Source organism: Streptosporangium sp. NPDC049046 (assembly GCF_040649155.1).
Classification (GTDB): Bacteria; Actinomycetota; Actinomycetes; order Streptosporangiales; family Streptosporangiaceae; genus Streptosporangium.
Map to the genome: position 1 here is coordinate 144,369 of NZ_JBEZEZ010000006.1, position 12,486 is coordinate 156,854.

Here is a 12,486-nt window from a genome sequence, read left to right on the forward strand (position 1 = left end):
TGTGACAGCTGTGAGCCTTTAGCAGTGATCCTCAATGTCAAGTGGGAAGTGTGGTGAGAAGGGATCTTCCTGCCTCGCTATCCTTCGCTCGTGCCCGCGCAGCCGACCTCCCCCTCCCCGCCCTCTCCGGCCACCCCGGCGGGCCTCCCGCGAGTGAGCGCCCACCGCGCCGGCGGCCCGGATCACCCGCCCCGACACCCGGTTCCGAGGCCCCCTCGACGCCGGCTCCCCTGCGTCGCCCTGAACCCGGGACGCGGTCCTCGCCGGACCCCGGCCCTGGAAGTGCCATGACGGCACGGATCGTCGGTAACGACTACCGGAGCCTCACGCCGGCCGCCCTGGGCTCCCTGACACCCTCGCTCCGGGTCAGCGTCGTCGTCCCCGCCTACGGTGACCAGGAGAAACTCGACCTCGCGCTCGCCGGGCTGGCCACCCAGACCTACCCCGCGGCCCTGACCGAGGTGATCGTGGTCGACAACGGCAGCAGCCCGCCGTTGCGGCTGCCCGCGCTGTGTCCCGAGAACACCCGCCTGATCGTCTGCCCCGTCCCCGGCCGCGCCCATGCCAGGAACGCCGGGCTGTCGGCCGCCACCGGCGACGTGATCCACTGGCTCGACTCCGACGTCGTCCTGGACCGCAGGTCGGTCGAGGCGCACATGCGCTGGCACCACGCCGCCCCGTATCTCGTGGTCACCGGATACCTGCGCTTCACCCCGGCGGCGCTGCCGGCCCCCGAGGTGGTCGCCGCCGCCGACGACCTGGCCGAACTCTTCGAGCCCGCCGAGCCGCACGCCTGGCTGGTCGACCTCGTCGAGCGCACCGACGGCCTCACCGCCAACCCGCACCGCGCGTTCAGCATGCACGTCGGCGGCGCGACCTCGGTCAACGCCGCGCTGCTCGCCGCCGCCGGGCCGATGGACACCGACCTGATCCTCGGCCAGGACACCGAGATGGGCTACCGGCTCGCCCAGGCGGGCGCCGTCTTCGTCCCCGAGCCGCTGTCGCGCGCCTTTCACCTGGGCCCGACCATGCGCATGCGCGACAAGGCGCCGATCGACCGGGTCAGCCACGCCTTCGTGGCCGACCGGATCCCGTCCTACCGCTGGCTCCGTTCCCACCCGGCCAGACAGTGGAAGGTGCCGTACGTCGAGGTGGTCGTCGAGCCGGGCGGAACAGGAGGGCCCGGGAAGTACGCCTACGACGAGGTCCGCGCCACCGTCGACGCCGTGCTGGCGGGCACCGTGCCCGACGTCGCGGTCACCCTCACCGGGCCGTGGGACCGCGTCGGCGTCGAGGGGCGCGCCCCCCTGAGAGACCCCGACCTGGACCTGGTGCTGATCCGCGGCCACTACGCCCACGAACCCAGGGTCCGCTTCACCGCCGAGACCGCCGAGACCGCCGAGACCGCCGAGACCGCCGAGACCGCCGAGACCGCCGAGGCTCCCCGGGACCGGCCGGGGTCCTCGCCGAGTCCCGCCCCGGCGGTTCCGTACCGTCTCCGGCTGCCCGCGGGGTGGGTGCCGGGCGAGGACACCCTGGCCCGCCTGCTCGACCTGGCCGTGGACGAGGGATACGGCCTGGTCTCGGTACTGCTGGCCGAGGAGGACGGCGCCGGCGTCGACAGCGCTGACGGCACCGACGGCACGGGTTCGGGGCGGGGGGTCGTCGCGGCGCGGCTGGAACGTGCCGCCGCGTTCGCGCGCGCCGCGATCGTGTCGAGGGAGGGGGAGGATCTCGACGACGCCGTGGACGACACCTTCGGCGTGATCTGGGTGGACGCCGAGACCTACGGGTTCGCGCCGGAGGCCCGTGCCCTCACCGGCCGCCGCAGCGCCTACCGGGTCAGGAGCGAGGCGGAGGCCGAGGTGGCGCGCCTCGCCAAAGAGGCGGAACGGCTCCGTGAACAGGTGGTCAAGTGGCGCGACGAGGCGGGTCGCTGGCGCAGGAGCACCGTCGAACTGCGCCGAGAGGTCGGCACCCTGCGCAAGGAGCTGGCGGCGGCCAGGAAGGTCGTCCAGTACGGGCTGCTGTCCTCCGTGAAACGGGCCATCACCCGCCGTCGCTGACGACATGACCGCATCTCGGCCGCCGCTCGTCTCCTGAACGCGGAGCTCCGCGTTCAGGAGACGCCCCGGGGACCTGCGTCCGCGCTCAGCTCCTGAGCGCGGTGCGGAGCCTGCCGAGGAGGGAGCCACGCCCCTCCCGGCGGCTTCCCTCCTGGTGCCGTTCCTGCCCGGGAGCCCGCTCCGCCACGGGTCTCGCGGGTTCCCGTCCCCGATCCGGGGCCGGACTCTCGGACGTGGCCGGAACCCGGGCGGGCGGAGGAGCGGGGATCGGGGAGGCGGGCCAGAACTCCGACCGGTCGCCGCGCCGTACGCCGTGGGTGGCCTCGATCGACGCGGCGACGTCGTCCGCGCCCAGCAGCCTCGCCCGGCCCAGCGCCTCGGTCCGCTCCAGCCTCGCCTCGCCGTCGTCGCCGAGATCGGCGACGAGCATGCCGGAACGGTCGTCCTGCATCACGCGGATCATCCGCTCCAGCGTCTCGCGTCCCAGCGGCACCGAGACCGGGCCCGTGTAGCGGAACGCGATCGGGGCGGGGGTCGCGGAGATCTCGTCGGCGAAGCGTATCCGCTCGTCGTGGGCGAAGTGCTCGCGCAGCAGCCGCAGGTCGAACAGGGGATCGTCCAGCACGGGGCGACGCTCCCCGGACAGTTTCGACCACGGGGCGACCAGGGTGACGATCACGTCGCCGAGCGACCCGTCGAGCGCCGCGCCCACCGCCTCGCGCACCTTCTCCCAGGGCCCGTCGGCGCACAGCACCACCTCCACGTACGGGACCAGCCAGTGACGGCCCCGGTCCTTGCGCAGGTCGCGGCGGAGCGGCACCCGATGGGCCAGGTAGGGGGCGACGACCCGCACCGCCCGCCCCGGATCGCGCCGCTGGGCGGGAAGCCCCAGGTGGACGGCCTGGGCGGCCATGTCGGGGACGAAGACCACCCCGTGCGCGGCCAGCCGGTAGGCGAACTCGGTGTCCTCACCCCGCAGCACCCCGGGGTCGACCCCGCCCACGGCCTGGAAGATCTCGCGCCGCATCGACACCGTCGGCCCCGTGCACACGTGGTAGGGGTTGCGGCTGGCACGCAGGCCGTCGGTGCGGGAGATCGTCTGCTCGGTGGAGCTGGGCAGGGCGGCCGACAGGTCGAAGAGGGACGCGAGCGAGCCCGCGCGCACGCCCTCGTGGACCCGCGCGGCCGTGAGCGCCGGCTCCTCGACGAACTTCTTCGCACCGATCGTGACCAGGTAGCCGGCCAGGTGGTGCCAGCGGGCCAGAGCCTCGATGTGCTCGCGGCAGACGACCATGTCGGCGTCGAGGCGCTGGATGATCCGCCCCTCCGCGAGGGCGGCACCGGTGTTCACCGCGTGGGCGATCCCCCAGCCCGAGGAACCGGTGGTCACGATCCTGGCGCCACTCGGAGCGATCTCCGGCAGCCGCAGCGGCGGGTCGCTGCCGTCGTCGACCACGATCACCTCCATGAGGTGATCGGGGTAGGTCTGCGCGGCCAGGGCGGCGAGGGCGAGGTCGAGCCTGTGCTGCCCGCCGTGGGCCGGAATGATCACGCTCACCGAAAGCTCCGGATCCCACGCGCCGAGCGCGGGCGGGTCCAGGGGTGAGTAGTCGTTGTGCCGGATCGGCGGCAGGTCCGCCGCCGTGCCGCCCGTCATGATGTGGCACCCCTTGTCTCGATTCCCCGTCTGTCAAGCCCTGTCAAGGCTCGCAGACCATATCGGCTGATCCTTAGAGTTCCCTGGAGAGACGCCTGGCTTGTCCATCTGGTGGACATCGCATCCCGGAGCCGAGCGCGTTGCCCGTAGACTCGTTTCCCAATACCGCAGGTAGCACGCGCACGGATCGGCCGTGCGCGGTGAGGAGCAATCATGACCAGGGCGTGGCGTGGCCTCATCGAGGAGTACCGTGACCGACTTCCGGTGACCACGGCGACGCCCGTTGTCACGCTTCTGGAGGGCGGCACCCCGCTCGTCCCGGCGAACCGGGTGTCGGCGCTGACCGGCTGCGAGGTCTATCTGAAGGTCGAGGGCCTCAACCCGACCGGAAGCTTCAAGGACCGTGGCATGACCATGGCGATCAGCAAGGCCGTCGAGGACGGGGCGAAGGCCGTCATCTGCGCCTCGACCGGCAACACCAGCGCCTCCGCCGCCGCCTACGCGGTCCGGGCGGGCCTGACCTGCGCCGTTCTGGTGCCCCGAGGCAAGATCGCGATGGGCAAGCTGGCCCAGGCGCTGGTCCACGGGGCGAGGCTGCTCCAGGTCGAGGGGTCCTTCGACGACTGCCTGGAGATGACCAGGAAGCTGTCGGAGAACTACCCGATCGCCCTGGTCAACTCGGTGAACCCGTTCCGGCTCCAGGGCCAGAAGACCGCCGCCTTCGAGATCGTCGACGCGCTCGGGGACGCCCCCGACATCCACTGCATCCCGGTCGGCAACGCGGGCAACATCTCGGCGTACTGGATGGGCTACACCGAGTACGCCGGGGACGGCGTCGCGACGAGGACGCCGCGGATGTTCGGCTTCCAGGCCAGCGGCGCCGCGCCGATCGTCAACGGCGCGCCGGTGACCCACCCGCACACGATCGCGACCGCGATCCGCATCGGCAACCCCGCCTCGTGGCAGCTCGCCGAGGCCGCCCGCGACGAGTCGGGCGGTGTGATCCAGTCCGTCACCGACCGTCAGATCGCCGCCGCGTACAAGCTGCTCGCCCAGGAGGAGGGCGTGTTCGTCGAGCTCGCCTCCGCCGCCAGCGTGGCGGGCCTCCTCCAGGCCCACGGGCAGGGCCTGGTCGAACCGGGACAGCGCATCGTGTGCACGGTGACCGGAAACGGCCTCAAGGACCCCGACTGGGCCATCTCGGGCGCCCCGACGCCGGTGACGATCCCGATCGACGCGCACGCGGCGGCCACCGCCCTCGAACTCGCCTAGCCGGACCTCAAGCTCGCCCAGTGAACATCACGTGAACCTCAGGAGAAGCGACGTGCCCCTCACGGCCCCCCGAGGACCCCGATGACCGGCGGCACGGCGAAGGTGACCGTCCACGTCCCCGCGACGTCGGCCAATCTGGGGCCCGGATTCGACACGCTGGGGCTCGCTCTCGACCTTCACGACGAGATCGAGGCGGAGCTGTTCGATCCCCAGGGCGGGCCGGACTCCCGAAGCGTCGACATCGTGGTCGAGGGCGAGGGGGCCGCGGAGCTCGACCTGGGCGAGGGGCACCTCATCGTCACCACGATGCGCGCGACCTTTGACGCGATGGGTCTCCCGCGGCCGCGTGGCATCCGGCTGCGCTGTCTCAACCGGATCCCGCACGCCCGTGGCCTCGGCTCCTCGTCCGCGGCGATCTGCGCCGGAATCCTCGCCGCCCGCGCCCTCGCCGCCACCCCGTACGCGCGAGACGACCGTGGCGGGGATCGGTCGCCGGAGGGGCCGCCCGAGCTGACCGACGACGCCGTCTTCGCGCTGGCCACCGAGATCGAAGGGCATCCCGACAACGTGGCGCCGTGCCTGGCCGGCGGGTTCACCGTGGCGTGGACGGACGCCGGGGGCGTGCCGCACCTGGTGCGGCTGCCGCCCCACGAGGCCGTCAGGCCCGTGGTCCTCGTCCCCGCGCACCGGCTGTCCACCGAGGTCGCCCGCGGGCTGCTGCCCAAGGACGTCCCGCACGCCGACGCCGCCGCGAACGCGGGAAGGGCCGCGCTGCTGGTCGCGGCGCTGACCGCCAGACCCGAGCCCGAGTTGCTGCTCGCCGCCACGCAGGACCGTCTCCACCAGGATTACCGCGCACCCGCCATGCCGCGGACCGCCGATCTGGTGCGACGGCTGCGCGAGGCGGGGGTCGCCGCTGTCGTCTCGGGAGCGGGGCCCACGGTTCTTGCGTTTTCAACGGTGAATACGCAGGATTTGATCGCACCGGAAGTGGGTAATGACTGGCACATCCAGCCACTGGATGTCGAAACCAGAGGAGCCCGCGTTGTTTCTCTCGAGACACGCTGACACCTCTTCGACCCTCAGGGAATAGCTGTGTGCGCTGGTGATGTTAGGCTGATAGCCGCACCAGGTGCCCCGCGTTGGGTGCGTGCTTGTCAGCCACACATCGCTGTGCCATGTCTCACCTGGTGAGACATGGGCGCCGCAGTGGCCTCCCCGAATCCGTTGCCTCCGAATGCCCCGTATTTCGGTAGGGGCATTGAGAAGCGGCGTTTAGGGGGGCATGCGCGTTCGAACCACCTCGACATCTGGTTGCCGGTAGCAATCCGGGGGGTGTCCTCCAAGTCCCACCGTCGGCGATTCTCGATGGTGACGGCCTGGATCCGCCCTTCTCCGACAGTGGCGGCGGCTCTCGATGGGCCGTCGAGGATCGCAACGTGCAACCCGACCCGGTCTGTCCCACCGGGTCGATCGCACCACCGGGACGATTGGCTGATCATGGCCACGCCCGACCCCTGGGAAGGACCCATTAGTGAGCGACACCACCGAACTCCTCTCCGACGTCACCGGCACGGCGCCGGCGTCCGGCGACACCCCCACCCGCCCCGCGGCCAAGCCGCGCCGTCGCTCCGGCACCGGCCTTTCCGCCATGGTGCTGCCTGAGCTGCAGGCCATGGCCTCCGGGCTCGGCATCAGCGGGACCGGGCGGATGCGCAAGAGCCAGCTGATCGCGGCCATTCAGGAGAAGCAGGGCGTCTCCACCGAGAGCGCCCAGGCTCCCGCCGCCGTCAAGGAGACACCTGCCGTGGCCGCCCCCGCCGTCGTGGCCGAGCCGGTCGCCGAGCGTCCGGCGCGCACCCGCAGGGAACGGTCCCGTCCCGTCGTGGCCGCCGAGCCCGTCGTGGAGCAGGCGCCCTCCGCCCCCACCCCCGAGCCCGTGGCCGCCGTCGTCGCGCCCGAGCCCGTCGTGGAGCAGCAGACCATCGAGACCGCCCCGGCCGAGGGCCGTGGCGAGCGCGAGAGCCGTCGCGAGCGCGGCGAGCGCCGTGGCCGCAACAGCGAGCGCCGCGAGCGTGGCGAGCGTGGCGACACCCGCCCCGACAACCGGACCGACGGCCGCCCCGACCAGCGCGCCACCGACACCGGCCAGAGCCGCGGCGAGCGGACCAACGACCGTGGCGAGCGGGCCAACGACCGCGGAGACCGTCTCAACGACCGCGGTGACCGCGGTGAGCGGACCAACGACCGCGGCGATCGTGGTGACAGGGGCGAGCGAGGCGACCGTGGTGACAGGGGCCCGCAGAACCGAGGCCCGCAGGACCGCAACGACCAGCACGGCGTGGGCGACGACGACGACCGCCGTGGCCGCCGTGGCCGGTTCCGCGAGCGCAACCGCCGTGGCCGCGAGCGGTTCGACAGCAACGAGCCCGTGGTCGGCGACGACGACGTCCTCATCCCGATCGCCGGAATCCTGGACATCCTCGACAACTACGCGTTCGTGCGGACGAGCGGTTACCTGCCGGGCTCCAACGACGTCTACGTCTCGCTGGCCCAGATCCGTCGCAACGGCCTGCGCAAGGGTGACGTCGTCACCGGCGCCGTCCGCCAGCCCCGCGACGGTGAGCGCAGGGAGAAGTTCAACGCGCTCGTCCGCCTCGACACGGTCAACGGCATGGACCCGGAGCAGGCGCGGCAGCGGCCCGACTTCAACAAGCTCGTCCCCCTCTACCCGCAGGAGCGCCTGCGTCTGGAGACCGAGCCGAACATCCTGACCACCAGGATCATCGACATGGTGGCGCCGATCGGCAAGGGCCAGCGCGGTCTCATCGTCTCCCCGCCCAAGGCGGGCAAGACGATGGTGCTCCAGTCGATCGCCAACGCGATCACCCGCAACAACCCCGAGTGCCACCTCATGGTCGTCCTCGTCGACGAGCGTCCGGAAGAGGTCACCGACATGCAGCGGTCGGTGAAGGGCGAGGTGATCCACTCGACCTTCGACCGCCCCGCCGAGGACCACACCACGGTCGCCGAGCTGGCCATCGAGCGCGCCAAGCGCCTGGTGGAGCTCGGCCACGACGTGGTCGTGCTGCTCGACTCGATCACCCGTCTGGGCCGCGCCTACAACCTGGCGGCCCCGGCCTCCGGCCGCATCCTGTCCGGTGGTGTCGACTCCACCGCGCTCTACCCGCCGAAGCGTTTCTTCGGTGCCGCCCGCAACATCGAGAACGGCGGCTCGCTGACGATCCTCGCCACCGCGCTGGTCGAGACCGGCTCCAAGATGGACGAGGTCATCTTCGAGGAGTTCAAGGGCACCGGCAACCTGGAGCTCAAGCTCAACCGGCAGCTCGCCGACAAGCGGATCTTCCCCGCGGTGGACGTCGACGCGTCCGGCACCCGTAAGGAGGAGATCCTCATGGGTAAGGACGAGCTCCAGATCATCTGGAAGCTCCGCCGCGTGCTGCACGCCCTGGACATGCAGCAGGCCCTTGAGCTTCTCCTGGAGAAGATGAGGGAGACCAAGTCCAACGCGGAGTTCCTGCTCCAGGTGCAGAAGACGACGGTCAGCTCCGACCGCGACTGATCGTCCGCCGCACGTCGAACGCCCCGGCCCCTCCGGCCGGGGCGTTCACGTTTTCCAAAGCCCTTGTGTGACCCGGTACTTCGGGATATCCCTACTTCAGGACCCCTTTCCCCATGACTCTCGTGCCCGGGACGGTCGCGAGTGCGGACGGCACGCGAGGAGGGCGGCGCACCGGGGCGGACGGGCGCGGGGAGACGCCGGGGACAGCGGGAACGGCGGGAACGTCGGGGGCACAGATGACGAGGGTGGGCACCGGGGGCGGAGGAGGCGCATGACGGCCGAGACGCTGGGAGGCACGACCCCGGTCAGGACGCCGCTCAGATGGCGTGTCCCGCTCGGGCCGAACGGTCCCCTGGGCATGCTCGTCGACCCGATGACCTGGCGGGCCGTCCCCTACCTGCTGGTGAGCGTGTTCTACGGTCTCGCCTGCTTCGCGTTCCTCGCGTCCGTGATCCCGGCCTCCCTGGTGATGGTGCTCGTGTGGATCGGGCTGCCGCTGCTCGCCCTGACCATGCTCGCCTGGCGGGGCGCCGCGATGCTGGAGCGCCGGTTCCTGCGCCTGGCCTTCGGCGTCGACATCCCCAGCCCCTACCGGCCCTCCGAGGGCGACAACCTGTTCCTGCGCTGGAAGGACATGTTCGTCGACCCCGCGACCTGGAAGGACCTGCTCTACCTGTTGTTGCTGCTGCCGGTCGGGATCGCGGAGTTCACCGTCACGGCGGTCCTGTGGGTCCTCGGGCTGGGCCTGACGTTCGCGCCACTGCCCCTGCTGCTGGCCGGGCAGCCGATGACACCCATCGGCGGGCTGCCGATCGACAGCGGGCCGAGGGTGCTGCTGTGCGCGTTGATCGGGGCCTGCTTCCTCCTCGCCGCCCTGTACGCGACCCGGGGCATGGCCTGGCTGCACGTCCTGTTCGGCGTCGCCCTGCTGGGGACGAGTGAGAAGAACCGGCTGGCGGCCCGCGCCGCCCACCTGAGGGCCAGCAGGGCCCGCGGGGTGGACGCGGCGGAGGCCGAGCGGCGCCGGATCGAACGGGACCTGCACGACGGCGCCCAGCAGCGGCTGCTGTCCGTGGCGATGGACCTGGGCCGGGCCCAGGCCAAGCTGGACTCCGACCCCGACGCCGCGAGGGAGCTCCTCGCCCAGGCGCACCGGGGCACCAAGGCCGCCATCGCCGAGCTGCGTGACCTCGCCAGGGGCATCCACCCGGCGATCCTCACCGACAGGGGGCTGAGTGCGGCCCTGTCGTCGCTCGCCGCCCGCGCGCCCGTACGGGTGGACCTGTCGGTGGAGGTCTCCCACCGGCCGCCGCCCGCGGTGGAGAGCATCGCCTACTTCGTCGTGGCCGAGTGCCTGAGCAATCTCGCCAAGCACTCCGAGGCCACCGAGGCGTTCGTCCGGGTGAGCCGCGAGGGGCAGCGGGTGATCGTCGAGGTCTACGACAACGGGGTCGGCGCCGCCGTGCCGCGGCCGGGCAGTGGCCTCGCCGGGCTGGCGGACCGGGCCGCGACCATCGACGGCACCCTGAGCGTCGACAGCCCGCTGGGCGGTCCCACGATGATCAGGGCGGAGTTGCCCTGCGAATGGTGAGAACGTGGGACCCATGCGGGTGGTGATCGCCGAGGACTCGGTGCTGTTGCGTGAGGGACTGGCGAGACTCCTGGCGGACGGGGGCATCGAGACCGTGGGGGTGGCGGGCGACGGTCCCGGGCTGGTGGCGGTGGTCGACGAGCACGACCCGGACCTCGCCGTCGTCGACGTGCGGATGCCGCCGACCCATACCGACGAAGGGCTACGCGCCGCACTGGAGGCGAGGTCCAGGCGGCCGGGGCTGCCGATTCTCGTCCTGTCGCAGTACGTCGAGGAGCAGTACGCCACCGAACTCATCGGCGGCGGCGCCGCGGCGGTCGGCTACCTGCTCAAGGAGCGGATAGCCGACGTGGCCGAGTTCCTCGACGCCGTACGCCGGGTGGCGGCCGGTGGGACGGTCATCGACCCCGAGGTGATCGGACAGCTCCTGAGCCGCCAGCGCAGGGGCGATCCCCTGGAGTCCCTGACCGCGAGGGAGAGCGAGGTCCTGGCGTTGATGGCGGAGGGGCGCTCCAACACCGCGGTCGCCGGACGGATGCTCGTCACCGAGGGCGCCGTGGAGAAGCACATCTCCAGCATCTTCTGCAAACTCGGGCTGGAGCCCGCCGCCGACGATCACCGCCGTGTTCTCGCCGTGCTGGCGTACCTGGGACGGTGACAGCCTGGAGCGCCCGGCTTCCTCGCGGAGGTCCACCTGGCGCGGCCTCCTTGCGGATATCGGGCCAGGCGGGGGCCGTGAGTGGCCTGAAGGGGCAGGTCACGGGGGCGGGGAATGTCTTGTGGCCTGGGATGGTTGGAGGATCTGGCACACTGGTAGCCGAACCGTAGCGGTTCCGGTTCCCGCCCGCGCGCACCTCGGTGTGCTCAGCGCGCAAGCCCTACAGGCGAGAGACAGTGGCGACCCGGCGACCGCGTTTTGGAGAGGAAAAGGCAACATGAAGCCCGACATCCACCCGGAGTACCACGCCACGCAGGTGACCTGCACCTGTGGTAACTCCTTCACCACCCGCAGCACCGCCAAGAACGGCGTGATCCACGCCGACGTGTGCTCCGCCTGCCACCCCTTCTACACGGGCAAGCAGAAGATCCTGGACACCGGCGGCCGGGTGGCGCGCTTCGAGAAGCGCTTCGGCAAGAAGCCCGCGGGCCAGTAGCTCTCATCTCGGCGCCGGCTCGGATAACCCCCTTCGCGGGGTGCCCGGGTCGGCGTTCGTGGTGATGAGGCAGGCTGACAAGGGCTTTCAAGGAAGGACGCACGGTGAATCTCGACGAGCTGCTCAGTGAGTACGCCGAGCTGGAACTCAAGCTCGCCGACCCCTCCGTGCACGCCGACCAGAAGCAGGCGCGCACCTTCGGCAGGCGCTACGCCGAGCTGACCCCGATCATCGCCACCTACCGCGAGCTTGAGGGCGTCCAGTCCGACCTCGGCACGGCGAGGGAGCTCGCCTCGGAGGACGAGGGGTTCGCCGAGGAGGCGAAGGAGCTGGAGGCCCGGATTCCCGAGCTGGAGGAGAAGCTCAGGCACCTGCTCGTCCCGCGCGATCCCAACGATGACAAGGACATCATCATGGAGATCAAGGCGGGCGAGGGTGGCGAGGAGTCCGCCCTGTTCGCCGGAGACCTCCTGCGGATGTATCTGCGGTACGCCGAGCGGATCGGCTGGAAGACCGAGCTGATCGACGCCACCCACTCCGACCTCGGCGGTTACAAGGACGTCACGATCGCCCTGAAGGCGAGGGGCGACGAGGGCGTCTGGTCGAGGCTCAAGTTCGAGGGCGGCGTGCACCGCGTCCAGCGGGTCCCGGTCACCGAGTCGCAGGGGCGCATCCACACCAGCGCCGCCGGCGTGCTCGTCTACCCGGAGGCCGAGGATGTCGACGTCCAGATCGACCCGAACGATCTCCGTATCGACGTCTACCGCTCCAGCGGACCCGGCGGGCAGAGTGTCAACACCACCGACTCGGCCGTGCGGATCACCCACGTGCCGACGGGTGTCGTCGCCTCCTGCCAGAACGAGAAGAGCCAGCTCCAGAACAAGGAGTCGGCGATGCGCATCCTGCGGGCACGCCTGCAGGCGATCGCCGAGGAGGAGGCGAACGCCGCCGCCATGGCCGAGCGCAAGTCCCAGATCCGCACGGTCGACCGCTCCGAGCGCATCCGCACCTACAACTTCCCCGAGAACCGCATCTCCGATCATCGCGTCGGTTTCAAGGCCTACAACCTCGACCAGGTGCTCGACGGGGATCTCACGGCCGTCATCCAGTCCCTGCTCGACGCCGAGATGGCGGAGAAGCTCGCCGCCCATTCATAGAACGCG

General features: G+C 71.2%; 9 protein-coding genes. 8 read left to right on the forward strand and 1 reads right to left on the reverse strand.

Translation table 11 applies throughout. The features are described 5' to 3' along the window. The first annotated feature begins 287 nt into the window (after window positions 1-287). The gene (locus AB0B96_RS10335; protein ID WP_362897501.1) at window positions 288-2,066 is read left to right on the forward strand and encodes a glycosyltransferase; all 1,779 of its coding nucleotides are present in this window, start codon (window positions 288-290) and stop codon (window positions 2,064-2,066) included. A gap of 85 nt (window positions 2,067-2,151) precedes the next feature. Here the strand turns inward: AB0B96_RS10335 and AB0B96_RS10340 are convergent, their stop codons facing one another. Beyond that, complete coding sequence (locus tag AB0B96_RS10340; protein WP_362897502.1) at window positions 2,152-3,723, reverse strand: glycosyltransferase; 1,572 nt, start codon at window positions 3,721-3,723, stop codon at window positions 2,152-2,154. Between the two features lie 213 nt (window positions 3,724-3,936). Here AB0B96_RS10340 and thrC point away from each other — a divergent pair, with 213 nt between their 5' ends. The 7 genes from thrC to prfA all read left to right on the forward strand — a co-directional run bounded on the left by thrC (window position 3,937) and on the right by prfA (window position 12,480). Further along, complete coding sequence (gene thrC / locus AB0B96_RS10345; protein ID WP_350948550.1) at window positions 3,937-4,995, forward strand: threonine synthase; 1,059 nt, start codon at window positions 3,937-3,939, stop codon at window positions 4,993-4,995. 81 nt (window positions 4,996-5,076) lie between these two features. Continuing rightward, a complete protein-coding gene (locus AB0B96_RS10350) occupies window positions 5,077-6,063 on the forward strand; it encodes a homoserine kinase (protein WP_350948551.1) in 987 nt (328 codons plus the stop codon). A gap of 466 nt (window positions 6,064-6,529) precedes the next feature. Beyond that, window positions 6,530-8,578: a transcription termination factor Rho gene (gene rho / locus AB0B96_RS10355; RefSeq protein ID WP_362897503.1), complete on the forward strand. Its 2,049-nt coding sequence runs from the start codon at window positions 6,530-6,532 to the stop codon at window positions 8,576-8,578. A 271-nt stretch (window positions 8,579-8,849) separates the two neighbouring features. Then, a complete protein-coding gene (locus tag AB0B96_RS10360; protein WP_362897504.1) occupies window positions 8,850-10,169 on the forward strand; it encodes a sensor domain-containing protein in 1,320 nt (439 codons plus the stop codon). Between the two features lie 13 nt (window positions 10,170-10,182). Continuing rightward, window positions 10,183-10,827 carry a response regulator transcription factor gene (locus AB0B96_RS10365; protein WP_350948603.1) on the forward strand — a complete coding sequence of 215 codons (645 nt, stop codon included), beginning with the start codon at window positions 10,183-10,185 and terminating at the stop codon, window positions 10,825-10,827. Window positions 10,828-11,104: 277 nt separating this feature from the next. Next, on the forward strand, window positions 11,105-11,323 hold the full coding sequence (gene rpmE / locus AB0B96_RS10370; protein ID WP_350948554.1) for a 50S ribosomal protein L31: 219 nt from the start codon (window positions 11,105-11,107) through the stop codon (window positions 11,321-11,323). A 104-nt stretch (window positions 11,324-11,427) separates the two neighbouring features. Then, window positions 11,428-12,480 carry a peptide chain release factor 1 gene (gene prfA, locus AB0B96_RS10375; RefSeq protein ID WP_350948555.1) on the forward strand — a complete coding sequence of 351 codons (1,053 nt, stop codon included), beginning with the start codon at window positions 11,428-11,430 and terminating at the stop codon, window positions 12,478-12,480. The last annotated feature ends 6 nt before the right edge of the window (window positions 12,481-12,486 follow it).